Genomic DNA, 26,153 nt, shown 5'->3' on the forward strand with positions numbered 1-26,153 from the left:
TGTTCAGACCCGAGCGACAATGACGTAAATATAAAAGGTGGTTTTGAGTATGATTCAACTAGAAAATGTCGTAAAAAAATACAAAACCGCTAATGGATCTCTAACTGCAGTTAATGATGTTAACCTATCAATAAATGATGGTGAGATTTTTGGCATTATCGGTTATAGTGGTGCTGGTAAAAGCACAATGATCCGTTTACTCAATGGCTTAGAAAAGCCTACATCAGGTAAAGTCACAGTAAATGGACAGAATATTTCATCGATTAAAGGGAAAGAACTTCGAAATGCACGCCATAAAATAAGTATGATTTTCCAACACTTCAACTTATTATGGTCGAGAACAGTCGAAGAGAATATAGCATTTCCATTAGAGATTGCTGGTATTAGTAAAGCAGAACGCCAGAAACGTGTACTTGAACTAGTAGAGTTAGTCGGCTTGAAAGGAAGAGAAAAAGCATATCCTTCCCAACTATCAGGTGGACAAAAGCAACGTGTAGGTATTGCTAGAGCGCTAGCAAATAATCCAGAAGTGTTACTTTGTGATGAAGCAACCTCAGCCCTTGACCCAGAAACAACGGATGCAATCTTAGACTTACTTGTAAGTATCAATGAAAAACTTGGACTAACAATTGTTTTAATCACACATGAGATGCATGTCATCCGAAAAATTTGTCATCGTGTAGCAGTGATGGAAGCTGGGAAAGTTGTTGAGCAAGGAAATGTTCTAGAAGTTTTCCAATCTCCAAAAGCAACTGTAACAAAGAAATTCGTTTCTCAAGTTACTGAAACAGCTGGGCACAAAGAGTCCATTTCACAAATGTTGGATGATTACCCGAATGATCAGTTGATAAAGTTATTCTTTGTTGGTTCTAAAACTGAGCAACCTGTAATCTCTTATTTGATACGAGAGTTTGGTGTCGATGTGAATATTGTGCATGGCAATATATCTCCGACAAAGAGTGGTCCATATGGTACGTTAATCGTCCGAATTGTTGGAAATGATAGCGACGTATCAAATGCGATTCAATATTTAGATGAACAAGGTATTAAAACGGAGGTGATCAAGAATGCTTAATGATCTCTTTCCGAATGTCGATTGGGAAATCATGTGGGAAGCTACAAGAGAAACCATTTACATGACGGCTGTTTCAACAGTTCTTACATTCATAATTGGTTTAGTTCTTGGGATTCTGTTATTCCTTACAAGTCCAACACAACTTTGGGCGAACAAAGTTGTCAACTTACTAACGGGCTCTGTTGTGAATATTTTTCGATCAATTCCATTTATCATTTTAGTTATTCTTTTAATTCCATTTACAAACTTTTTACTAGGAACAATTCGTGGAGCTAATGCAGCGTTACCAGCTTTAATCATAGGAGCTGCACCATTCTATGCTCGAATGGTTTTGATCGCTTTACGTGAAATTGATAAAGGTGTAATTGAAGCGGCACGTTCTATGGGAGCTAAAACTTGGACGATCATTTATAAAGTTTTAATCCCAGAGTCATTACCAGCTTTAATATCAGGTATTACCGTAACAGCAGTAGCATTAGTTGGTTACACTGCAATGGCAGGTGTAATCGGTGCTGGTGGTTTAGGAAACTTAGCGTTTATGGATGGCTTCCAACGAAGTCGTAACGATGTAACATTTGTCGCAACTGTATTAGTGTTAGTGATTGTATTTATCATTCAATTTATAGGTGATTTTATTACATCCAAAACAGATAAACGATAGTTTGGTGTATACGTATAAACGTTCACATATTTGAAAAGAAAAGGGGAAAAAACATGAAGAAACTTGTAGCAGGAATTCTAACAGCATCATTAGCGTTAAGCTTAGCAGCTTGCGGATCAGACGAAAAAGCATCATCTGGTGATTCAAAAGAAACAAAATTAGTAGTAGGTGCTTCTAATGTACCTCACGCAGAAATTTTAGAAAAGGCAAAACCAATTCTTGAAAAAGAAGGCGTAGAATTAGATATTCAAAAATATCAAGATTATGTATTGCCTAATAAGGATTTAGATTCCGGCGATTTAGATGCGAACTATTTCCAACACATTCCATACCTAGAACAACAAATCAAAGATAATGGTTACGACTTTGTAAACGCTGGTGGTATTCATATCGAACCAATCGGTATTTACTCTAAAAAATATAAAAAACTAGATCAACTTCCAAAAGGAGCGACAATTTTAATCAGTAACTCTGTAGCTGACCAAGGTCGTATTCTAACATTACTAGAAGCTAAAGGCTTAATCACATTAAAAGAAGGCATAGATAAAGCTTCAGCAGAAATCAAAGATATTGCGAAAAATCCAAAAAAATTAAAAATCGATGCAAAAACTGCTCCTGAAATGTTAGTGCAAATGTATAAAAACGAAGAAGGAGATGCAGTAGTTATCAATTCTAACTTTGCAATCGATGCAGGTTTAACACCAACAAAAGATGCAATTGCTCTTGAAGACAAAGATTCACCATATGTAAACGTTATTGCAGTGAAGAAAGAAAACAAAGACAATAAAGCTGTGAAAAAATTAGTGGATGTCCTACATTCAAAAGAAATTCAAGACTTCATCAATGAAGAATGGAAAGGTTCAGTAGTTCCTGTATCTGAATAATAAAGATGAAAAAAGACGTTAGAGCGAATTTCGTTCTAGCGTCTTTTTGTGTATATTGAAATAGTTTTCGATATTTAACTCCAAAATATAAAATTATCAATCTTATAATCTATTCTGAGAAATTATTTAAACTGCGTCAATCTAGAGAAGAAGTTACTTACAAAGTCTAAGAAAATTTGTTCCGAAGGTGCTAGCTCGCGGTTTATAGGATAAATAACACCGACATTACGTGTAAATGGAGGTTCCACCAATGCTAGTTTTTTTGTTCGACGAGGGGTAGCGTCATAGAACGCACTTTCAGGTAATAGGGTAACTCCGATACCTGCTGCTACTAATCCTTTTAATGCATCCATATCTTCACCTTCAGAACTAATCTTTGGTGTAAATCCAACTGATTTACATGCTTCTACCGCTACTTTGTTTAATATAAATCCTTCTGGAAATAATGCAAATCCTTCATTACGTAATTCTGTTAATTGGATCTGATCTTTTTTGGCTAGACGATGTGATGAAGGGACAAGTGCTGCGATATTTTCTGTAAACAGGATTTTTTGATCGATACTGTCATCCTTACCGGGGACAGGTCCTAAAAAGGCTAAATTCAGTTCACGTTCCTTTACAGCTTTAATAAGATATTTGTAAGAACCTTGTCTTAAATGAAACGAAACATTTGGATGTTCTTTTTTGAATGCAGAAATAACTGTTGGTAGAAGAAAGCTTGCTAGACTTGTTGGAAATCCAATTTTAATCGTTCCTTCTTCAGGGTTTAAATACTCATCAACCTGTCTTTTTGCAAAATCGATTGCTTGAAGAGCTGCAACTGTATGTTCAAGGAATGTTCTTCCAATTGGTGTAAGTTTTACGTTACGCCCTACACGTTCAAATAATTCAATACCCAACTCTTCTTCTAAATTGGCAATTTGACGGCTAACAGCTGATTGTGCGACATGTAAAACTTCTGCGGCTTCAGAGATATGTTCCCTCTCTGCAACTGCTACAAAATACCTCAGTTGTCTTAATTCCATATCATGTCATCTCCTACTTATCTATTTTTTAGATTAATCCTATCCAAATTATATATTGTTTATATGAATTTGAAAAACTAAAATATACTTAAGACCCGTTATATATATAAAGGAGGGAATCATATGACATTTCACCAAATTCCAACAGCGCAAGGTTTATACTCTCCACAATTTGAGCATGATGCATGTGGCATTGGTCTTTACGCACAATTGCAAGGTAAGCCAACACATGACATCGTTTTGAAAGGCTTAGAAATGTTATGCAGATTAGATCATAGAGCCGGTCGCGGTAGTGATGGGAAAACAGGAGATGGATCAGGGTTGATGGTCCAAATTCCAGATGCCTTCTTCCGCGAAGTTTGTATAGATTGGACATTACCTGCTGTAGGAAATTATGGAGTAGGAATGTTATTTTTTGATAAAGACAGTCAAGCGCAACAGGAAATCGAAAATAGATTAAATAATTTCATCGAAGCAGAAGGTCAAGAATTGATTGGTTGGCGTACAGTACCTACTAATCCAGAACCACTAAGTGAGATTGCTAAAAAAACAGCCCCGGTTGTTCGACAAGTGTTTATCAAAGCGAAAGACGTAAATGATTCTTTAGCTTTTGAAAGAAAATTATATTTGATTCGTAAACAAACAGAATTATGGGCTCGAAATAATGGCAAAGATTTTTACTGTGCAAGCATGTCAAGCAGAACAATGGTATTTAAAGGCTTGTTAGCACCTGAAGAAGTAGTAGAATTTTACCTAGACCTACAAGATGAACATTTCACATCAGCTTTTTCGATGGTTCATTCACGTTATAGTACGAATACATTTCCTTCTTGGGAACGCGCGCATCCAAACCGTTACATTATCCACAATGGTGAGATTAACACCCTACGAGGTAATATTAACTGGATGAAAGCGCGTGAGCAACAGTTTATCTCCGAGGCATTTGGGGAAGACCTCGATAAAGTGTTGCCGATTGTAGACCAAAACGGTAGTGACTCATCAATGCTAGATAATGCATTTGAATTTTTTGTTTTAGCGGGACGTACTCCTGCACAAACGGCGATGATGATGATTCCAGAACCTTGGTCAGAAAATCCGCATATCTCAGCTGAAAAGAAAGCTTTTTATAAATATCAAAGCTGTTTAATGGAACCTTGGGATGGACCAACAGCTATTTGTTTCACAGATGGAAAACAAATTGGCGCGATATTAGATCGTAATGGTTTACGACCTGCACGCTATTATGTCACAAAGGATGATTATATTATCTTCTCATCAGAAGTTGGTGTAGTTGATATTGAAGAGGAGAATATTGTTTATAAAGAACGACTAAGTCCGGGGAAAATGTTGCTTGTAGATTTAGAACAGGGACGGATTATTTCAGATGATGAGTTAAAATCTGAAGTTGCAAAGGCAAAACCATATGCTAAATGGTTAGAAGAAAACTTAGCAGTGGTGAAGCCAACAGAAGAAAAACCAGAAAAGATAGACGATCTTTTGTTTAGACAAAAAGTTTTTGGTTATACACATGAAGACGTACAGAAGTATATTGTACCGATGGTGGCAGGAGGAAAAGACCCGCTTGGTTCAATGGGGAATGATGCACCACTAGCAGTCTTATCTGATAAACCACAATCGTTATTTAATTATTTTAAACAATTATTTGCACAAGTTACTAACCCACCAATTGATTCCATTCGTGAGCATATCGTGACTTCGACGATGACTATTCTTGGTGCAGAAGGCGACTTATTACATCCAACTGCAGAAAATTGTCATCGACTCTATTTAGAAACACCTGTGTTGACGAATAGTCAATTCGTAGAGTTGCAAACACAGGACCAATTTGATATGGCTGTTATCGATCTTTCAATGTCAGAAGATTTAGAAAGAGATTTAGCGAGATTAGCAAAAGAAGCTGATGAAGCAATTGCAAATGGCGTTCAGTTGCTTGTTTTATCAGACAAAGCTCTAAATGTTGAAACACCAATGATTCCAATTTTACTTGCGGCTAGTAGCGTTCACCAACATCTTGTAAAAACAGGTCAACGTACAAAAGTAAGTATCATTGTTGAAACTGGTGAAACAAGAGAAGTCCACCATTTCGCTACATTAATCGGTTACGGTGTAGATGCTATATATCCATATCTAGCATTTGCTACTTTAGCAAAAGCAATTGAAGATGGGCATATCAATTATAGTTATGAAGAGGCAATTAGACGTTATGCAAAGGCAGCTTCAGAAGGTGTCGTAAAAGTAATGTCGAAGGTGGGAATTTCAACAGTCCAAAGTTATCGTGGAGCACAAATCTTCGAAGCTGTTGGTATTAGTAAAGAAGTAATTGAAAAATACTTCACTGGAACAGTATCAAAATTGGGTGGTATCGATTTACCGACAATTGCAAAAGAAGCATTGAAAAAACATCAAGAGGCAGTTCAATCGATTGATCGTGTATTACCAGCGGGTAGTGATTTCCAATGGAGAAGTTCGGGTGAACATCATGCCTTCAATCCAAAAACTATCCACACGTTGCAACAAGCAACTCGTAAAGGCGATTTTGGATTGTTCCATCAGTTCTCCGAAATGGCAAATGAAGAACAAATTGGTTTCTTAAGAAATTTATTATCGTTCAAAAAATCAGAATATAAAATATCTTTAGACGAAGTAGAGTCAGCTGAATCTATCGTAAAACGTTTTAAAACAGGGGCTATGTCTTACGGTTCAATTAGCCAAGAAGCGCATGAAACATTAGCAATCGCTATGAATCGAATTGGCGGTAAAAGTAATAGTGGTGAAGGTGGAGAACACCCAAGTCGCTATGTTTTAGATGAAAATGGAGATAACCGTAGAAGTTCGATTAAGCAAATTGCTTCTGGACGTTTTGGTGTTAAAAGTCACTATTTAGTAAATGCTTCTGAGTTACAAATAAAGATGGCTCAAGGTGCAAAACCTGGTGAAGGTGGTCAATTACCAGGCAATAAGGTTTACCCGTGGGTAGCGGATGTTCGTGGATCAACAACTGGTGTCGGACTTATTTCACCACCTCCACATCATGATATTTACTCAATTGAAGATATGGCGGAGTTAATACATGATTTGAAAAACGCTAACCGTGATGCGCGAATTAGTGTAAAACTTGTAGCGAAATCAGGGGTAGGTACTATTGCAGCTGGTGTAGCAAAAGGTGCAGCTGATGTAATCGTCATCAGTGGTTATGATGGAGGTACAGGAGCTTCACCAAAAACAAGTATTAAACACACAGGTCTTCCTTGGGAATTGGGATTGTCAGAAGCACATCAAACATTGATGTTAAATAGACTTCGCGATCGTGTAACACTTGAGACGGATGGTAAGTTAATGACTGGGAAAGACGTTGTAATGGCAGCGCTCTTAGGTGCAGAGGAATTTGGTTTTGCGACAGCACCTTTAATCGTACTTGGATGTGTCATGATGCGTGCTTGTCATTTAGATACGTGTCCAGTTGGTATTGCTACACAAAACCCTGAATTACGTAAAAAATTCATGGGAACAGCTGAGCATGTTGTGAATTTCATGATGTTTGTAGCAGAAGAAGTTCGAGAATATATGGCAATGCTTGGTTTCAGAACTTTTGATGAAATGGTTGGCCGCACAGATGTTTTAGAAGTAAGTGACCGTGCGAAAAATCATTGGAAAGCAGGTCAGCTAGATTTAGAAGCAATCCTTTACAAAGTGGAAGGACCAAGAACAAAACAAGTTCAACAAAATCATAAATTAGATGAGTCATTGGATCTAAGAGAAATTTTAGATAAAGTCAAGGATTCTATTATAGAGGAAAAAGCAATTTCGTTGCATTATCCTATTAAAAATACCGACCGAGTAGTCGGCACAATCGTAGGTAGTGAAATTTCAAAACGTTATGGAGCGAGGGGGCTTGCGGACGATACGATAACATTAAACTTTACTGGATCAGCGGGGCAAAGCTTTGGTGCGTTTATACCAAAAGGTATGCTAATGCACGTTGAGGGCGATGCAAATGATTACTTCGGTAAAGGGTTGTCTGGGGGGAAAGTAGTTGTTAGCTCACCAGTACGAGGACAAGCAGAAACGAATGTTATTGCAGGAAATGTTTGTTTATATGGTGCAACAAGCGGAGAAGCATATATTAATGGTCGAGCAGGAGAACGATTCGCAGTACGTAATAGTGGCGCTAATGTAGTTGTTGAAGGTATTGGTGATCATGGTTGTGAATATATGACTGGTGGTCGTGTAGTAATCTTGGGCGATGTTGGTAAAAACTTCGGTGCAGGTATGTCTGGTGGTATTGCTTATGTATTACCACAGGATATCCAAGAATTTAAAACGAAATGTAACCAAGAAATGATTGGCTTTGAAGGTGTTCATTCAAAAGAAGATGAGGCCATTCTCCATCAACTATTAGAACAACATGTTCACTATACGGAAAGTACTAAAGCAAAACAGATATTAACAAACTGGTCAGACTATGTAGGGCGTTTTGTCAAAGTTGTTCCGACAGATTATAAAAAAATGTTAGATCGCATTGACGAATTTGAAGCTCAAGGTTTATCAGAAGAACAAGCAACGATGAAAGCATTTTTAGCAAATTCAATTAAAAAAAAGGATTTAGTGCTTTCCAATAAATAAGGAGGTGTTCTAGTTGGGGAAGAAAACAGGATTTATGGAATATAGTCGAGAAAAAGGGAAAGAACAGCCACCACTAGAGCGTATAAAAAATTGGAAAGAATATGCTTCACGGCTAACAGACGAAGCACTTCAAATCCAAGGTGCACGTTGTATGGATTGTGGTACACCGTTTTGTCATATGGGAATGGAAATCCGTGGCTCTGCTGCGGGTTGCCCAATTCATAATGTAATTCCTGAATGGAATGATTTAGTTTATCACGGGAAATGGAAAGAAGCTCTTGATCGCTTACTATTAACAAATAATTTCCCAGAATTTACAGGTAGAGTTTGTCCTGCTCCTTGTGAGGGATCTTGTACACTAGCTATTTCAGATCCTGCAGTTGCAATTAAAAGTATCGAACGCGCAATTATTGATAAAGGATTTGAAAATGGTTGGATTACACCTCGTATTCCTGTACATCGAACTGGCAAAAAGGTCGCTGTTGTTGGATCGGGTCCTGCAGGCTTAGCAGCTGCAGACCAACTAAATCAGCTAGGTCATTCTGTAACAGTATATGAAAGATCTGACCGTGCAGGCGGCTTACTTACTTACGGTATTCCTAACATGAAGTTAGACAAAGATGTTGTAGAAAGACGTGTACAATTACTTTCAGACGAAGGTGTTCACTTTATATTAAATACAGAAATTGGAAAAGGCGTAACTGCAGATGAACTAAAAAAAGAATTTGATGCTGTAATTCTTTGTACCGGAGCAACAAAACAAAGACATTTACGCATTGAAGGTAGCGATTCTGAAGGTGTCGTCTTGGCGATGGATTATTTAACTTCTACTACAAAAAGTTTACTAGATTCAAATTTTGAGGATGGTCAATATTTAGACATGAAAGGCAAGAATGTCATCGTTATTGGTGGTGGTGATACAGGTGCTGACTGTGTCGCAACAGCTATTCGCCAAAATTGTAAGTCAGTCTATCAATTTGGTAAACATCCACAGTTGCCAGAACATCGTGCAGTTGATAATCCTTGGCCAACTAATCCACAAGTGTATAAATTGGATTATGCCTATGCTGAAGCAGATGCAAAGTATGGTAGAGATCCTCGCGAATATTGTATTCAAACAAAGAAAATCGTTGCAGATAGCAATGGTCATATAAAAGAATTGCATACTATTCAAATGGAAAAAGTGATTAGTGATGAAGGGTATGTATATTTTAACGAACTTCCGGGGACTGAAAAAGTTTGGCCAGCAGACTATGTGTTTGTTGCAATAGGCTTTGAAGGTACCGATAGTGGTGTCGCTGAACAATTTGGTGTGAAAGTGACAAACAATCGTATTGCCGCAAAAGTAACGAACTATGCTACAAATGTAGAAGGTATATTTGCAGCGGGTGATGCAAGACGTGGTCAAAGTTTAGTTGTATGGGCTATCAATGAAGGAAGAAATGTAGCAGAAAGTGTTAACTCATTTCTTCGCACCCAAGCAATAGCACAATAATAATTTCATTAAAATTAAGAAGAAAAGCTAACTCCGGTTTAAAATGTTGCCTTTAAGGAACATTTTAAATGAAGGGAGTTAGCTTTTTTAGTGATTTAATCTTGAAAAGATAATTTGTATCAACGGAAAAGTATCTTATATAAGGTGAGAAAATGTATTTCGTGATAGTAATTTAGCTATATACATTCGCTATATTTAAATGGATATATCAAAAGCCATGTTGTAGAAAAAGGTTATAAATCTACTGAGAATTTATGTTATTACGGTGTGCGTAGTGAAATCCATTCTCAATTAAAAACTGTTTATTGAAAATCAGTCTATTTTCAATAAACAGCTGGAATTGCTTGTCTAATAGGTTTCAGAATAGATATATACCAACCTTCTTAGATTAAATTGAGAAACATTTTCAAATGATTTGCAAAGCACTTTTTTTTAGGCTAAAATTAGAATGATATTAAATTAGAAATGCATTATACATTTCATTCATTGAGATTATATGGAGGTATTAGAATGTCAACATTAGTCATTAAAGATCTTCACGTCGCTATCGATGGTAAAGAGATTTTAAAGGGTGTTAACTTATCACTCAATACAAACGAAATTCATGCAATCATGGGGCCAAATGGTACAGGTAAATCTACTTTAGCTTCTGCTATTATGGGTCACCCAAAATATGAGGTTACTTCAGGTTCTATCACTTTAGATGGTGAAAATGTTCTTGAAATGGAAGTAGACGAACGTGCAAAAGCTGGTCTATTCCTAGCAATGCAATATCCATCTGAAATTTCAGGTGTTACAAATGCAGATTTCTTACGTTCTGCTATTAATGCTCGTCGTGGTGAAGGTAACGAAGTTTCACTTATGAAATTCATCCGTGAATTAGATGAAAAAATGGATTTCTTAGAAATGCCTGAAGAAATGGGACAACGTTATTTAAACGAAGGTTTCTCTGGCGGTGAAAAGAAACGTAACGAAATTCTTCAATTAATGATGATTAAACCTAAATTTGCAATCCTAGATGAAATCGACTCTGGTCTTGATATCGATGCTCTAAAAGTCGTATCAAAAGGTATCAACGCTATGCGCGGTGAAGGTTTTGGTTGCGTAATGATCACTCACTATCAACGTTTACTTAACTATATTACTCCTGATCATATTCATATTATGATGCAAGGTAAAGTAGTTCGTTCTGGTGGTGCTGAATTAGCAGAAAAACTTGAAGCAGAAGGTTATGACTGGATCAAAAAAGAATTAGGTATCGAAGACGAAGAAGAAACAACAGGACAAGAAGCATAATAGGGAGGGCGAGCAAACATGACGGTTGAAACAAAATTATCAGTAACCGCTCAAGATGTACGCTCTTTCTCTGAAGCTAACAATGAACCTAGCTGGTTGACTGAGCTTCGTGAACGTGCATTAGCGGATGTAGAAACACTGCCAATGGTAAAACCAGATAAAACAAATGTTGAAAAATGGAACTTTACAGAATTTCCTACACATACAGTTGAAAGTACAACATATGCTAGTCTTGAAGAACTTCCAGAAGAAGTAAAGGCAATTGTTGATGCTGAAGGTCAACAAAATGTTTATATTCAACACAATAATACACCAGCTTATTTAAAAGTTTCTGAAGAATTAGCTTCAAAAGGTGTTATTTTAACAGATATTTTAACAGCAGCTCGCGAACATGGCGATCTAGTTCAAAAATATTTTATGACTGAAGGCGTAAAAATAGACCAACATAAGCTAACAGCTTTACATGCAGCTTTAGTAAATGGCGGTGTATTTGTATATGTTCCTAAAGATGTTATCGTAGAAGAACCTATCCAAGCTGTATTCCTTCATGATAATGCGGATGCATCATTATACAACCATGTATTAGTTGTGGCTGAAGCAAATAGTTCTATTACTTACGTAGAAAATTATCTTTCTACAGTAGAAGAAGCTAAAGGACAAGCAAATATTATTTCAGAAGTAATCGTAAATGATAATGCTTCTGTTACTTATGGTGCTGTTGATGTTCTTGCTAAAGGCTTTACTACTTATGTGAATCGTCGTGCTATTCTACATCGTGATGCAAAAGTGGATTGGGCTTTAGGCTTAATGAATGATAGTGATACAATTTCAGAAAATGTTACGTACCTAAAAGGTGACGGTTCATATGCTGATACTAAATCTGTAGTTGTCGGTCGTGGAGATCAAAGCCAAAACTTTACTACTGAAGTTAGACACTGGGGTAAAGCTTCAAATGGTTATATCCTAATTCATGGTGTTATGAAAGATTCTTCACGTGGTATTTTCAATGGTATTGGTAAAATTGAACACGGTGCTACTAAAGCTGATGCAGAACAAGAATCACGTGTCCTTATGTTAAACAAAGACGCACGTGGGGATGCAAACCCAATTCTATTAATCGATGAAGATGATGTAACAGCAGGTCACGCTGCTTCTGTAGGTCGCGTAGATCCCGTACAACTATATTATTTAATGAGTCGTGGGATTTCTAAAGCAGAAGCTGAACGTTTAGTAATCCACGGATTCCTTGCACCAGTTGTTAATAAGCTCCCTATTGACGGAGTAAAAAAACAACTGACGGAGGTTATTGAAAGGAAAGTTCGCTAATGATAAAAACTAATATTCGAGGCTATTTTCCAATTTTAGATCAAGAAGTCAATGGACACCCTCTAGTTTATCTAGATAGTGCAGCTACTACACAAAAACCTATTCAGGTTTTGGAAGCTGTAAAACATTACTACGAATTCGAAAATTCTAATGTTCACCGTGGCGTGCATACATTAGGAAATCGTGCAACAGATGCTTATGAAGGTGCACGTGAAAAAGTTCGTAAGTTTATCAATGCAAATTCAACTGAAGAAATTATTTTTACAAAAGGTACTACAAACTCATTGAATATGGTTGCTTTAAGTTACGGCCGTGCAAATGTTGGTGAAGGCGATGAAATCGTCATCACTTATATGGAACACCATTCAAACCTGATTCCATGGCAACAATTAGCGAAAGAAAAAAATGCAACTTTAAAATATATTGATATGAATCCAGATGGTACATTGTCAATGGACAAAGTCAAAGAGGCTATTACAGATCGTACAAAGATCGTCGCTATTGCATATGCATCAAATGTTCTTGGTACTCTTAACCCAGTAAAAGAAATTGCAGCAGTAGCACATGCACATGGTGCAGTGATGGTCGTTGATGGCGCACAAGGTGTACCACATTTTAAAACAGATGTTCAAGATTTAGATTGTGACTTCTTAGCATTTTCTGGTCATAAGATGTGCGGGCCAACAGGTATTGGTGTATTATATGGTAAAAAAGAGCACCTGGAAGCCATGAACCCAATCGATTTTGGTGGGGAAATGATTAGTATTGTTGGTTTGTATGAGTCAACTTGGGCTGACCTTCCATGGAAATTTGAAGGTGGTACCCCTAATATAGCTGGAGCTATTGGTTTAGGTGCTGCAATCGATTTCTTAGAAGAAATAGGTATGGACAACATCATTGAACACGAACAAAGATTAACTCGTTATGCAATTGAGCAACTTAGCGCAATCGAAGGAGTTTCTATCTATGGTCCACAAGATGCAGCAAAACGTTCTGGTCTTGTTACATTTAACTTAGATGGCGTACATCCACATGATGTTGCAACAGTACTTGATATGGAAGGTATTGCTGTTCGTGCAGGACACCACTGTGCTCAACCATTGATGAAATGGCTTGAATGTTCAGCAACAGCTCGTGCAAGCTTCTATATTTACAATACAGAAGCTGACATTGACCGACTTGTTGAAGGGTTGCGTAATGCGAAGGAGTATTTTGCTGATGTCAATGAATAAACTAGATCAACTATATCGTTCTGTTATTATGGATCATTATAAAAAACCTCGTAACAAAGGTGTAATTGATGATTCTAATGTATCAATCGATATGAATAACCCAACTTGTGGAGATCGCATACACTTATCTATAAAAGTAGAAGATGGTATTGTCGTAGATGCTAAATTTGAAGGAGAAGGTTGTTCAATTTCAATGTCTTCTGCTTCAATGATGACACAAGCGATTAAAGGTAAAACTACTGAAGAAGCTGTTAAATTAGCACAAGTCTTCTCAGAAATGATGTTAGGCCATGATCACGATGATTCACTAGACCTTGGTGATGTTGAAGCGTTATCTGGTGTATCACAATTCCCTGCACGTATTAAATGTGCAACACTTTCTTGGAAAGCTATGGAAAAGGGCATAAAAGAAGCGAACTTATAAAATAGATGAAATTACAGAACGGAGGAGAAAAAATGGCTAAAAAAATGCCTGAAATTGGCGATTACGAGTACGGCTTCCATGATAAAGACGTATCCATTTTCCGTACAGAACGTGGGCTAACTCCTGAAATCGTTAAAGAAATCTCTAAAATGAAAAATGAGCCACAATGGATGTTAGATTTCCGTCTAAAATCATTGGATGTGTTCTATTCAAAACCAATGCCACAATGGGGTGGCGATTTATCTGCACTAAACTTCGATGAAATTACGTACTATGTAAAACCATCTGAAGCTACTCAAAAATCTTGGGATGAAGTACCAGCAGAAATCAAAGCAACTTTCGATAAACTTGGTATTCCAGAAGCAGAACAAAAATACCTTGCAGGTGTATCTGCACAATATGAATCAGAAGTTGTTTACCACAATATGAAAGAAGAACTTGAAAGTATGGGTGTTATCTTCAAAGATACTGACTCAGCTCTTCGTGAAAACGAAGATATCTTCAAAGAATACTTTGGTAAAGCAATCCCACCTAACGATAACAAATTTGCAGCTCTAAACTCAGCTGTTTGGTCTGGTGGATCATTCATCTATGTACCAAAAGGCGTTGTTCTTGAAACACCGCTACAAGCTTACTTCCGTATTAACTCTGAAAATATGGGACAATTTGAACGTACTTTAATTATTGTTGATGAAGGTGCAAGTGTACATTATGTAGAAGGATGTACTGCACCAGTTTACACAACAAGTTCTCTTCATAGTGCTGTTGTAGAAATCTTCATCAAAAAAGATGCTTATTGCCGTTATACAACAATCCAAAACTGGGCAAACAACGTTTATAACTTAGTTACAAAACGTGCTACATGTGAAGAACATGCTACAATGGAATGGATTGATGGTAACATTGGTTCTAAACTTACGATGAAATATCCAGCTTGTATCTTAAAAGGTGAAGGCGCTCGTGGTATGACATTATCAATTGCTATCGCAGGTCGTGGTCAAAACCAAGATACAGGTGCCAAAATGATTCACTTAGCACCAAATACATCTTCAACTATTGTTTCTAAATCAATTTCAAAACATGGTGGTAACGTAACATACCGTGGTCAAGTGAAATTTGGTAAAAAGGCAACAAATGCACGTGCAAATGTTGAATGTGATACATTAATCATGGATAACCAATCTACTTCTGATACAATTCCATATAACGAAGTCATGAATGACCAAATTGCTCTAGAGCATGAAGCAAAAGTTTCTAAAGTGTCTGAAGAACAATTATTCTACTTGATGAGCCGTGGTGTTTCTGAACAAGAAGCAACAGAAATGATCGTTATGGGCTTCATCGAACCATTCACAAAAGAACTTCCAATGGAATACGCAGTAGAAATGAACCGTCTGATCAAATTCGAGATGGAAGGTTCAATCGGCTAATCCTTTAGTGTATAAGGTGCTTTAAAAGGAATTGAAATAATTCCCTGCACACGAAAATCGAATTTAGTATTAAATATGGGTAGAAATCATCTAATTCAATATGATTGAATGAGATGATTTCTACTCTTTTTTATAAATTTCTGATCTAATTATGAGAAAAGTATTACAGTAAAGTCAGAAGTAAAGTCATATCGTTCAAACCCTACTAAAAATAAGGATAACTCGTGTCTGCTGATTATAAGTTTTTTCACAAAAAATTGTATATTTAGCAAGAAAAACGTGATATGATGTAATAGTTGAAAAATGTTCTGATTATTCAGAACTAGATAACAAACTCTTTATAATGGGGTGTAGTATTTTTTATGCATTTACTTTCATCTGTAAGTGTACTACTCGTGTCTGATATTGAATTAGCAAGACTTTTTTATCAAACTGTATTAAGTTGTCATGAGGTCGATGGAATTCTTTTTCGCAGAGATTGTGGACTAGCTATAAAGTTAGTACAAGCTGAAAAAATAGAGGATGTAAAACCAAATCGAAATCTGTGGAATGTGTTTAGTTATGTCGAAGATGAAGAAAGATTAGATAAATTGTTTCATGAAGCAAAAGCTCATGGCGCTCTTTTTGCCTATTATCCAAAAATAAGAGAAATAGGGGACGAAAAACTAAAAGAGTTTGCTATTCGTGATTTAGATGGTTATTTAATCGGATTTGGGCTAGCGATTGAAAGATAAATATGTTGGAGAGATATACACAGCAATGTTAAATTTGCGGTTATATCTCTTTTTGTTTATCTCATAATCTGCATTATTATAAAAAATATTAAACAAGATGAAAGAAGAGCATTGTTACAATTAATATAATTTCAATGGATTTAATATGGTTTCTGATTGATGCTATGATATGATGAATATACTTAACCAATAGGAGGGAGACCTATGATACACATCGGATTAACTGGATGGGGCGATCATCCAAGTCTATATCGTTCTTTATCAAAAGATAAGTTATTTGATTATAGCGGTCATTTTCCAATAGTAGAATTAGATACTTCTTTCTATTCCATTCCTTCTATTGCAAATGTACAAAAATGGATTGCTGAAACGCCTAATCACTTTCAGTTTGTGGTGAAAGCCTATCAAGGAATGACCGGACATTTACGAGATGATAATCCCTATGGAACGGTAGATGAGATGTTTAATGTTTTTAAAGAATCTATACATAAATTCCAAGAAACCGGAAAATTGGCACTTGTACTTGTGCAATTTCCACCATGGTTTGATTGTCAACAAAAGAATGTTCAGTATATACGTTATATTAAACAGCAACTTAACGATTTCCCTATAGCTATAGAATTCCGAAATCGCACTTGGTATAGTGAGAAATTTATGGATGGAACATTGAGCTTTTTAAGGGGTCAGCAGCTCTTTCATACAGTTTGTGATGAGCCACAAGCTGGAGAAGGGTCAGTACCTTTAGTGCCGGTTGTGACAGGTGACAAGGTGTTACTTCGAATACATGGACGAAATGTACACGGATGGCGAAATCCAGGTAATAACGAACAATGGAGAAAAGTTCGATTTTTATATGATTATACAAACGAAGAACTAATATATTTAAAAGAAGTTGTAGAAAAATTGCAACAGTCTGCAAAAGAAGTGTATGTATTATTTAATAATAATTCAGGTCATCACGCAGCTTCAAACGCAAAGACATTACAGAAAATGCTTGGTGTTGAGTATCACAATCTATCCCCAAAACAATTAGATTTATTTGAAGGAGAGTAGTAATGGTATATATTTTACTAGCTGTAATAGGTGTGTGTTCAGGAATAATTGGTGCACTTGTTGGGCTTGGTGGTGGAGCCATTCTTGTACCGGCTACGTTATATATTGGTACTACACTTGGAATGATTCCTGATTTAACACCACAAAAAGTTGTAGGCCTATCTGTTATTATGATGATCGCGACAGGATTAGCTTCTACACTGTCGTATATGAAATCAAAATTGGTGGATTATAAGAGTGGGTTGATATTCTTTATAGGGAGTGCGCCAGGTACAATTTTAGGTGCCTATATTAATAAGGGAATAGATTTGCCTTCTTTTAACTTATACTTTGGTATATTACTTATTATTTTAGCAATCATACTACTTATTCGTGACTATCTAAAACCAATTGATTGGTTTGTAAACCGTGGAATGAAACAAACATTCTCGGATTTAAAAGACGATAAAGAGTATGTGTATGGGTATCCAATTTGGTTTGCTATACTATTAACATTTCTAATTGGGATGGCATCAGGCCTATTTGGTATCGGTGGTGGATCGATGATTGTACCAGCAATGATTATTTTGTTTGCATTTCCACCACATGTTGCAGTGGCAACGTCTATGTTCATGGTGTTTTTATCATCCATTATTAACTCAGCAAGTCATATTTACCTGGGACATGTACCTTGGTTATATACACTTCCAGTAGTGCCAGGTGCTTATATTGGAGCCAAGTTGGGTGCTGCTGTGAATAAAAAAATAAATTCAAATACATTAGTATTTGCTTTACGAATAATATTATTGTTACTTGGAATACGCTCTATTTATGAGGGATTGTTCTAAGCATAGAGAGGTGTCACCATGTTAGAAACGATTCATTTATATCATACGAATGATGTTCATAGCCATTTTGGATATTGGCCACGTATTCAAAAGTTACTAACTGATCGAAAAAAATGGCATAACGAAATGGAAGATAGTTGTTATATTTTTGATATCGGAGATTTTATTGACCGATCACATATTTATACAGAGGCAACTCTAGGAAAAGGAAATATTGAGCTATTAAATGATGGGCTATATGATGCAGTGACGATTGGAAATAATGAAGGAATTACATTGTCAAAAGCTGATTTAAACAAATTGTATGATGATGCAAAATTTGATGTGATAGTAGGTAATTTAAAAACGGAAAATAAAGTGCCAAAGTGGGCGAAACCGTTTAAAATTTTTAAGACTGCACAGGGGACAAAAATTGGTGTTATTGCTGCAACTGCAGAATTCCGAACTTATTATGAGCCATTAGGATGGACGATTGAAGACCCATTACCTGTATTGCAGGATATTGTAAATGAAATACACCCTTTAGTCGATATCTTACTTTGTATGTCTCATTTAGGTATTCAAATGGATGAACAATTAGCTATACAATGTCCGCAAATAGATGTGATTTTCGGTTCTCATACTCATCATGTATTGCATGAAGGTAAAATAGTTGGAAATACATTATTAACAGGTGGAGGCAAATTTGGCTTTTTTGTAGGGCATACAGAAATTCAATTTGACGATGAATTGGATAAAATTGTTCAGAAAAAGACAGAGTTATATAGAACGTCAGATTTACCACCAGTTAAGGATGAGGAACAATTTGATCAATCGTTAATACAAAAAGGAAAGGAACTCTTAAATTATCCGGTATTTGAGGCAGATCATTATTTAAATAAAGAATGGTATCATCACTCAACATTATCTCGCTTTTTTGCCAAGGAATTATTACAATTTTCAAAAGCAGATTGTGCGATGTTCAATGCCGGAATATTTTTAAGGGATATTCCCAAAGGGACAGTTACAGCCTTTGACATCCATCAATGTCTACCTCATCCCATCAATGCTTGTGTCATTGAAATGACAGGTGAAAAACTTAAAGAAGTTTTAGAGCTTGCACAGAAATCATTAGATTGGCCAAGAACAGAGTTAAAAGGATTGGGCTTTAGAGGGGTAATTCTTGGCAAAATTTTGACATATGGATTTTCGCTTAATTCTGATGGAGAACTATTGGTAAATGGAAAGAAAACAAGTGATACTAACGTTTATAAGTTAGTGACGTTAGATATGTTTACTTTCGGTTATTTCTTCCCAGAGTTAAAAAAATTACCAAAAACCTACTTGTTACCAGAATTTCTACGTGATATTCTGATGTCATATAGAAATAAATCATAGTTGTTTTAATATACTGATTTTTGAGATGATTGGGGAAGAACAGCATGCGGTTGATATCAACGGAAGTATTACAAACGGGCATGGTAATAGGTAGGACAATTTGGAATGAGATTGGTAGACCATTATTACAAAAGGGTGTAAAAGTATCAGATCTGATTATCAAACGATTACAAGAATTGAATATACAATATGTATACATTGACGATAGTATATCAAAAGATATCGAAGTAAAAGAAGCCATACCTAGAACAGTAAGACAACATGCGGTACAGCAAATAACGTCATCTTTTAATCAGTTAAAAATGCTGAAAGGAAAAGATGTTACATATTGTCTGGACCGTCAATCGAAGCAATTTACATTAATTATTGATGATTTGTTGAATAATATTATGAATAACAAAGAAATTTTAACCATTCTAAGTGATGCTTTTCTTTATGATAACTATATCTATCAGCATTCCTTGCAAGTAGCGGTTTACTCGATTGCGATTGCAAAGGAAATGAAATATAATGCGGTTGAAATTCGTCAAATAGGAATAGGTGCTATACTACATGATATCGGAAAGATGATGATTCCTCAGGAAATACTTAAAAAACCAGGAAGATTAACAAACGAAGAATACGAAATCATGAAACAGCATACTAAGTACGGTTTTGACATTTTGAGAAATTTACATACGATTTCCCTATTATCTGCACATTGTGCATTTCAACATCATGAACGATTAGATGGCAGTGGTTATCCAAGAGGATTGCTGGATTTCGAAATCCATCCATATGCAAAAATTATTGCAGTAGCAGATGTATTTGATGCGGTTACTTCAAATCGAGTGTATCGAAATAAGATGCTTCCTTCACTAGGGATGGATATTATTAAAGAAGGCAGTGGTACATTATACGACGAAAAAGTAGTAAATGCTTTAAGACGTTGTGTAGCATATTATCCTAATGGAACTGTCCTATTATTATCTGATGGTCGTAGAGGGATTGTTTGTAAGCAAAATAAAGAAAACACAGAGAGACCATGGGTTCGGATATTCGAGGAAAATAACGAAATACTTAAAGCTACATATGAAATTTTATTAGCTGATGAAGTAGACCTATCCGTCAAAAAGGTTGAAGTTGAATATTTATCACAAGTCGAATAATGGCAACCTCCTATTCATATTATTGATTAGGAGGTATTTTTGTGCGATTGATGAAAAAGAGAAAGCAACTATTCAGGCGATCACGTCTATTCCCAATGGTATTGGTTAGTCTTTTAGGTTGCGTATTGCTATTTTTTTATTACATTAATGCTCAACTTATGCCCACATTTATGCGGTATGCTGAAGTTGAAACCAATAAAATCGCATCTTATGTAATTAGTAAGGCTATAACATCAAGAACTTCAAATGTACTTGATAGCAATGAAGTAATTGAAAGTGTAGGAGAAGGAGAAAATCAGGGGCTAGTCGATTCAAAGTTGAATACAGAAGTGATTACTCGAATTATGGCGGAAACACAAACATTAGTTCAATCACATTTAGAAGAAGCGGAAAAAGGAAATTTAGATCATTTACCAAAATATGAAGATATCGAATATGATGAGGAATCCATGCAGAGAGATGGCGGAATTGTATTTTACGTACCAATTGGACTTGCCACAGGTTTGCCGTTACTCGGAAATCTAGGTCCGAAAATCCCTATCCGTTTCCATGTGATAGGGAATGTTCAGGTTAATATGGAACAAGAAATTCAAGAGTTCGGTATTAACAACGCTGCTGTCAAATACAGTGTGCGTACAACAGTTAATGTCCAAATAATTGTTCCTTTTGATAGTATGTCAGCAACAGTGGAACAAAAAATACCTGTAGCAATCACTTTGTTAAAAGGGAATGTTCCGTATATTTATTCTAGTGATGCTTCATCAACCCAACCGGCTATTGAAGTGCCATTACCTGCTACACCACCAAATTCTTCAACAAATGCACCATCTCCAACAGCGCCACCTGCTTCAGATAATAATTAGAATAAATACCATTTAAGAGTAACCCAAGGTTGAGAGAAAACCTTTAATATGTTAAATTGACAACAGTAAGGGATTTTCACATTTACTTAATCGATGGGAGCTGACTTATCGTGACATCATGTAAACCAACAAAGGGAGAATATATTCGAAAACCAGATTGGCTCAAAATTAAACTAAATACAAACGAAGAATATAAAGGTTTAAAAAAGCTAATGAGGGAGAAAAATTTACATACGGTTTGTGAGGAGGCAAAGTGTCCTAACATTCACGAATGTTGGGGTGAACGCCGTACAGCCACATTTATGATTTTAGGTGATATATGTACGCGTGCATGTCGATTTTGTGCAGTTAAGACAGGTCTTCCTACTGAACTGGATTTAGCAGAACCTGAACGTGTAGCAGATTCCGTACAGCTTATGAATTTAAAGCATGTTGTCATTACTGTTGTGGCACGTGATGATTTAAAAGATGGAGGAGCAAGCGTCCTTGCTGAAACAGTTCGAGCAATCCGTCGCAAATGTCCGTTTACTTCCATCGAAGTATTGCCTTCTGATATGGGAGGAGTAAAAGAAAATTTACAAATATTAATGGATGCAAAACCAGATATTTTGAATCATAATATAGAGACAGTAAGACGGTTAACACCAAGAGTTCGTGCACGTGCAACATATGATCGTTCTTTAGAGTTTTTAAAGCGCGCGAAAGAAATGCAACCAGATATTCCTACAAAGTCATCTTTAATGATTGGTCTTGGGGAAACAGAAGAAGAAATTATTGAAGTAATGGATGACTTACGCGCAAATAATGTAGATATTATGACAATAGGTCAGTATCTTCAACCAACGAAAAAGCATTTACCAGTGAAGAAATACTATTCTCCATTGGAGTTTGGAAAGCTTCGTAAAATAGCCATGTCTAAAGGCTTTAGCCATTGTGAGGCAGGTCCTTTAGTTCGTAGTAGTTATCATGCAGATGAACAAGTAAATGAAGCTGCAAAACATAAACATGCGCTTGGAGAAAATGCGTAATCATCTTTAAAAAATGGATGGTGATAAAATGATTATTGCAGATCAATCAATGTATGAAATCATTGAAAATGTAAAAGAAGGATTTAAACAAGAAGATTTTAATGGCCGTTATAGTGATATTTTATCGAAGTATGATTATATTGTTGGAGACTGGGGCTATGGTCAACTTCGTTTAAAAGGCTTCTATGAAGATAAAAACCAAAAGGCTACTTTTGATACACGAATTAGCACGCTACAAGATTATTTATACGAATATTGTAATTTTGGCTGTTCCTATTTTGTATTAAAAAAAATAGGGAAAGCACCTCAATTGGTGGATTCATCTAAAGAGATGATTGAAGCAGTAGAGGAAGATATTATCTTGATCGAAGAAACGGATACACCTCAATTGGATGAAAGTAATTTAGAGAATGATTTAGAACAACAAAAAAACATCGAGCAAGGGCAATTTTAAACCCTCTCGATGTTTTTTTATGCAGTTAAATAAAATTCAACTGATTTTTATGCTTACTTTTTGAACACACTATCCCTATAGAATAAAGTCATCTTAACCAATTAGTTCATACAAATATTCTCGAATCTCCTGAGCTTCCTCTGGCGATCTTTTGTATACGTCTTCTAGGTAGCCTGGTTCGTCTAAATCATCAGATCCGATAATAGCAAATCGATTATGTTGCATATCTAAAACAAGAACTTTTCCATAGAAACGGTTGCTTTGCATTATTGCCAAATCATATCGTTGGTTTTCACCCATGAAGCTAACAAATCTTGTCTTATTCTCTTCTATATCATCATATAAAAAAAATCTTTCCATTTATTCATAACCCCTTCCGGTTCTAAAGTTATGTTACTATAGAAGAGAATAAGGTATCAACCTTTACTATTTGAATGGAGGAAGCAAAATGTATTTTGTTGATCGAAAAAAAATTACAAATAATCTTGAATATATGGATTCTATTATGAATACTTTTCAACAAACAGAAAATTGGTTAATGGATGATGTGCATAAACTAGCTGTAGAACGTATTGCAAACGTTTTAATTGAAGCTATTATAGATGTTGGAAACTCAATGATTGATGGTTTTATCATGAGAGATCCGGGCAGTTATGAAGACATCATCGATATTTTAGTAGACGAAAAAGTAATCACTGCTGATATGGAACAACCACTTAAAGCGTTAATCGGTCTTCGTAGAGGGCTTGTACGCGATATTTTAGAAGTAGATGACCAAGAAGTTATTAAAGTTCTAAATGAGCATTTAAATGTTATTAAAGCGTTTTCACCATGCGTAAATAAATACTTGATCAATGAGTTAGGACCAGTTACTGCATTTATCCCTGAGGAACAATAATGAGAAAGTATAAAGCTTATTGCTTTGATCTAGATGGAACGGTCTATAAAGGATCTGAACCTATATCAGAGGCAAAAGATTTTATAAATTATTTAAAGCAACAGGGAATTGAACCCTTCTTCGTTACAAATAATGCGAAAATGACTGGTGAACAACTACAAAGCAAATTACTCAATATGGGGATTGAAGCAAAAAAAGATCATATTATGACTTCTGCAATGGCTACTACCAAGTATATTGCTAAGCATTTTCCTAATAAGACGGTCAAGGTTTTAGGTGGAGATGGGTTAAAGCAAGCTATTCTTGATACAGGTATGGAAGTTGTTTCGAATAATCCAGACGTTTTTGTGCAAGGTATGAATACGGAACTAACTTATCAAATGTTGGCAGAGGCATGCTATGCTATACAAAATGGTGCAGTATTCATAGCAACAAATGGTGATGTAAAATTTCCAAGCGAGTATGGATTTGCACCTGGTAATGGCGCTATAGCAGAAATGATTCATAATGTAACAGATGTTGCACCTATTTATATTGGTAAACCAGCTACACATATGCTTGAAATTATTCGCCAAGAATTTAATTTACAAAAAGAAGATATGTTAATGATTGGGGACAACTATGATACGGATATCCTTGCAGGGATTCGTTTTGGAATTGACACATTACATGTCAATACAGGAGTAACGCGTACAGAAGATGTTCAAAATAAAGAAAAAACAGCAACATACACGGTTAAAACATTGTTAGAATGTATAGAATAGAAATGAAGGACCTATTAAATCATAAAAGACTTAGTAGGTCCCATTTCCTTAAAATAAAGGATTTTCCTCTATAAATTGATAAATTTTTTTCGTTAATTCCTCTGGTGTTTCGGCTTCAACCAAATCTCCATTGACAAGTGCATATAATTTTTCAGAACATCTTGTACAATAGCTTAGACAACCATATTCAAGCACATCTACATTTGGATCTTGTTCTAGCACTTCATATGTTTCTTGGGAGCCGTTAGCCAAATTGCTGACGCAAAATTCAACAAGTGGATTCATATAACACGTCACCTCACCCTTCGAATGCTACTATTATTTTTTTTATTCGTCAATTTTTCTACTTAGTTCGTTTTTCTACTTGAATTGTGAAAGTTATCACAAAGATATTGTGAAAGTTATCACAATCAGCTATACTCGTTAAGGACAGATTTAAATGTGACAAAATTGTTAATAAGGGAGATTATTATGAAACGATTAGTATTATTAGGCGGTGGCTATGGCAACATGCGTATTTTACTTCGCTTATTGCCAAATAATTTTCCAGAAGATGTACAAATTACTCTCGTAGATCGTGCACCATTCCATAGTTTAAAAACTGAATTTTATGCTTTGGCTGCAGGAACAACACCTGAAAAGGATATTCGAGTTAAATTCCCAGAGAACAACAGACTTTCAGCTGTATACGGAGAAATTGAACGCATCGATTTAGAAAATAAAGTAGTTCTTCTTGAAGATGGTAAAAAAGTTGAATATGACGATTTAGTTATTGGACTTGGTTGTGAAGATAATTATCATAATGTACCAGGAGCAGCAGAATATACTTACAGTATCCAAACTATGGCTAAGTCTCGTATTACGTACAATGCATTAGCAGGATTACCATCAGGTTCAACAGTTGCAATTGTTGGAGCTGGATTAAGTGGTATCGAATTAGCAAGTGAATTACGTGAGAGTCGTGCAGATCTTAAGATTAAACTATTTGACCGTGGACCACGTATTTTAAAAGACTTCCCAGAACGTTTAAGTAAATACGTGAAAAAATGGTTTGATAGCCATGACGTTGAAGTTATTGCAAAATCAAATATTACAAAAGTTGAAGATAAAATTCTTTATAATCATGAAGAAAAAATCGAAGTGGATGCAGTCGTATGGACAGCTGGTATTCAACCAGTAAAAGTAGCACGCGATACAGGTCTAGAATTGAACCGTGGTCGTATTGAAGTCACACAATATATGAATGTTCCAAGCGATGAATCTGTGTATGTAGTTGGTGACTGTGCAGCTTCTCAATTCGGTCCAAGTGCTCAGCTTGCTGAAGAACAAGCAGAACATATTGTAAAAGTATTGAAATTACGTTGGAGCAACCAACCACTACCAGAAAAAATGCCTGAAATTAAGCTAAAAGGCTTTATGGGAGCTCTTGGTAAAAAACAAGGTTTCGTATATCTAGCAGATACAACTGTTACTGGACGTATAGCACGTCTGATGAAATCTGGATTGCTATGGATG

24 protein-coding genes are annotated in these 26,153 nt (G+C 35.9%); 21 read left to right on the forward strand and 3 right to left on the reverse strand.

Features of this window, described 5'->3' with window-relative positions:
* The first annotated feature begins 49 nt into the window (after nucleotides 1-49).
* From D1606_RS12525 to D1606_RS12535, 3 genes are read left to right on the forward strand one after another with little or no spacing between them, the layout of a single operon-like run.
* Nucleotides 50-1,075, forward strand: a complete 1,026-nt coding sequence (locus D1606_RS12525) for a methionine ABC transporter ATP-binding protein (RefSeq protein ID WP_119416353.1) — start codon at nucleotides 50-52, stop codon at nucleotides 1,073-1,075.
* Complete coding sequence (locus tag D1606_RS12530; RefSeq protein ID WP_119416354.1) at nucleotides 1,068-1,736, forward strand: methionine ABC transporter permease; 669 nt, start codon at nucleotides 1,068-1,070, stop codon at nucleotides 1,734-1,736. Before D1606_RS12525 ends, D1606_RS12530 begins: the two co-directional genes overlap by 8 nt.
* 53 nt (nucleotides 1,737-1,789) lie before the next feature.
* A complete protein-coding gene (locus tag D1606_RS12535) occupies nucleotides 1,790-2,620 on the forward strand; it encodes a MetQ/NlpA family ABC transporter substrate-binding protein (protein WP_119416355.1) in 831 nt (276 codons plus the stop codon).
* A 122-nt stretch (nucleotides 2,621-2,742) separates the two neighbouring features.
* Here the strand turns inward: D1606_RS12535 and gltC are convergent, their stop codons facing one another.
* A complete protein-coding gene (gene gltC / locus D1606_RS12540; RefSeq protein ID WP_119416356.1) occupies nucleotides 2,743-3,645 on the reverse strand; it encodes a glutamate biosynthesis transcriptional regulator GltC in 903 nt (300 codons plus the stop codon).
* Between the two features lie 123 nt (nucleotides 3,646-3,768).
* Here gltC and gltB point away from each other — a divergent pair, with 123 nt between their 5' ends.
* The 15 genes from gltB (at nucleotide 3,769) to D1606_RS12615 (ending at nucleotide 22,976) form a co-directional block, all read left to right on the forward strand.
* Nucleotides 3,769-8,289, forward strand: coding sequence for a glutamate synthase large subunit (gene gltB / locus D1606_RS12545; RefSeq protein ID WP_119416357.1), 4,521 nt, complete (start codon nucleotides 3,769-3,771; stop codon nucleotides 8,287-8,289).
* Nucleotides 8,290-8,302: 13 nt separating this feature from the next.
* Nucleotides 8,303-9,784: a glutamate synthase subunit beta gene (locus D1606_RS12550; protein WP_119416358.1), complete on the forward strand. Its 1,482-nt coding sequence runs from the start codon at nucleotides 8,303-8,305 to the stop codon at nucleotides 9,782-9,784.
* A gap of 504 nt (nucleotides 9,785-10,288) precedes the next feature.
* Entirely contained in the window at nucleotides 10,289-11,080 is a 792-nt protein-coding gene (gene sufC / locus D1606_RS12555) for a Fe-S cluster assembly ATPase SufC (RefSeq protein ID WP_299513711.1), read from the forward strand.
* A gap of 18 nt (nucleotides 11,081-11,098) precedes the next feature.
* Nucleotides 11,099-12,406, forward strand: coding sequence for a Fe-S cluster assembly protein SufD (gene sufD, locus D1606_RS12560; protein WP_119416360.1), 1,308 nt, complete (start codon nucleotides 11,099-11,101; stop codon nucleotides 12,404-12,406).
* Complete coding sequence (locus D1606_RS12565) at nucleotides 12,406-13,638, forward strand: cysteine desulfurase (RefSeq protein ID WP_119416361.1); 1,233 nt, start codon at nucleotides 12,406-12,408, stop codon at nucleotides 13,636-13,638. The genes sufD and D1606_RS12565 overlap by 1 nt, the downstream gene beginning before the upstream one ends.
* On the forward strand, nucleotides 13,625-14,062 hold the full coding sequence (gene sufU / locus D1606_RS12570; RefSeq protein WP_199670748.1) for a Fe-S cluster assembly sulfur transfer protein SufU: 438 nt from the start codon (nucleotides 13,625-13,627) through the stop codon (nucleotides 14,060-14,062). The genes D1606_RS12565 and sufU overlap by 14 nt, the downstream gene beginning before the upstream one ends.
* 32 nt (nucleotides 14,063-14,094) lie before the next feature.
* Nucleotides 14,095-15,492: a Fe-S cluster assembly protein SufB gene (gene sufB, locus D1606_RS12575; protein WP_119416362.1), complete on the forward strand. Its 1,398-nt coding sequence runs from the start codon at nucleotides 14,095-14,097 to the stop codon at nucleotides 15,490-15,492.
* Nucleotides 15,493-15,854: 362 nt separating this feature from the next.
* Entirely contained in the window at nucleotides 15,855-16,226 is a 372-nt protein-coding gene (locus tag D1606_RS12580; RefSeq protein ID WP_119416363.1) for a VOC family protein, read from the forward strand.
* A 204-nt stretch (nucleotides 16,227-16,430) separates the two neighbouring features.
* A complete protein-coding gene (locus D1606_RS12585; protein ID WP_119416364.1) occupies nucleotides 16,431-17,279 on the forward strand; it encodes a DUF72 domain-containing protein in 849 nt (282 codons plus the stop codon).
* A gap of 2 nt (nucleotides 17,280-17,281) precedes the next feature.
* A complete protein-coding gene (locus D1606_RS12590) occupies nucleotides 17,282-18,106 on the forward strand; it encodes a sulfite exporter TauE/SafE family protein (RefSeq protein ID WP_119416365.1) in 825 nt (274 codons plus the stop codon).
* An 18-nt stretch (nucleotides 18,107-18,124) separates the two neighbouring features.
* Nucleotides 18,125-19,483, forward strand: coding sequence for a bifunctional metallophosphatase/5'-nucleotidase (locus tag D1606_RS12595; RefSeq protein ID WP_119416366.1), 1,359 nt, complete (start codon nucleotides 18,125-18,127; stop codon nucleotides 19,481-19,483).
* 44 nt (nucleotides 19,484-19,527) lie between these two features.
* Nucleotides 19,528-20,631 (forward strand): HD-GYP domain-containing protein, encoded by a 1,104-nt coding sequence (locus tag D1606_RS12600; RefSeq protein WP_119416367.1) that lies wholly within the window; start codon nucleotides 19,528-19,530, stop codon nucleotides 20,629-20,631.
* 50 nt (nucleotides 20,632-20,681) lie between these two features.
* Nucleotides 20,682-21,494 carry a sporulation protein YunB gene (yunB, locus tag D1606_RS12605; protein ID WP_119416374.1) on the forward strand — a complete coding sequence of 271 codons (813 nt, stop codon included), beginning with the start codon at nucleotides 20,682-20,684 and terminating at the stop codon, nucleotides 21,492-21,494.
* A 110-nt stretch (nucleotides 21,495-21,604) separates the two neighbouring features.
* The gene (gene lipA / locus D1606_RS12610) at nucleotides 21,605-22,522 is read left to right on the forward strand and encodes a lipoyl synthase (protein WP_119416368.1); all 918 of its coding nucleotides are present in this window, start codon (nucleotides 21,605-21,607) and stop codon (nucleotides 22,520-22,522) included.
* A gap of 28 nt (nucleotides 22,523-22,550) precedes the next feature.
* Complete coding sequence (locus D1606_RS12615; RefSeq protein WP_119416375.1) at nucleotides 22,551-22,976, forward strand: YutD family protein; 426 nt, start codon at nucleotides 22,551-22,553, stop codon at nucleotides 22,974-22,976.
* A 93-nt stretch (nucleotides 22,977-23,069) separates the two neighbouring features.
* On the opposite strand, the gene D1606_RS12620 is transcribed toward D1606_RS12615, so the two are convergent.
* Nucleotides 23,070-23,336 carry a DUF3055 domain-containing protein gene (locus tag D1606_RS12620; protein WP_119416369.1) on the reverse strand — a complete coding sequence of 89 codons (267 nt, stop codon included), beginning with the start codon at nucleotides 23,334-23,336 and terminating at the stop codon, nucleotides 23,070-23,072.
* A gap of 88 nt (nucleotides 23,337-23,424) precedes the next feature.
* Here D1606_RS12620 and hepT point away from each other — a divergent pair, with 88 nt between their 5' ends.
* Together hepT and D1606_RS12630 are read left to right on the forward strand one after the other, a co-directional pair.
* Nucleotides 23,425-23,874 carry a type VII toxin-antitoxin system HepT family RNase toxin gene (hepT, locus tag D1606_RS12625; RefSeq protein ID WP_119416370.1) on the forward strand — a complete coding sequence of 150 codons (450 nt, stop codon included), beginning with the start codon at nucleotides 23,425-23,427 and terminating at the stop codon, nucleotides 23,872-23,874.
* On the forward strand, nucleotides 23,874-24,638 hold the full coding sequence (locus tag D1606_RS12630; protein ID WP_119416371.1) for a TIGR01457 family HAD-type hydrolase: 765 nt from the start codon (nucleotides 23,874-23,876) through the stop codon (nucleotides 24,636-24,638). Before hepT ends, D1606_RS12630 begins: the two co-directional genes overlap by 1 nt.
* Before the next feature lie 48 nt (nucleotides 24,639-24,686).
* Here the strand turns inward: D1606_RS12630 and D1606_RS12635 are convergent, their stop codons facing one another.
* A complete protein-coding gene (locus D1606_RS12635) occupies nucleotides 24,687-24,923 on the reverse strand; it encodes a YuzB family protein (protein ID WP_119416372.1) in 237 nt (78 codons plus the stop codon).
* A 186-nt stretch (nucleotides 24,924-25,109) separates the two neighbouring features.
* Between D1606_RS12635 and D1606_RS12640 the strand changes: the two genes are divergently transcribed.
* On the forward strand, nucleotides 25,110-26,153 hold a 1,044-nt coding region (locus D1606_RS12640), incomplete at its 3' end, for an NAD(P)/FAD-dependent oxidoreductase (protein WP_147414516.1).

Origin of the sequence: Rummeliibacillus sp. POC4 (assembly GCF_003576525.1) — a bacterium.
Classification (GTDB): Bacteria; Bacillota; Bacilli; order Bacillales_A; family Planococcaceae; genus Rummeliibacillus.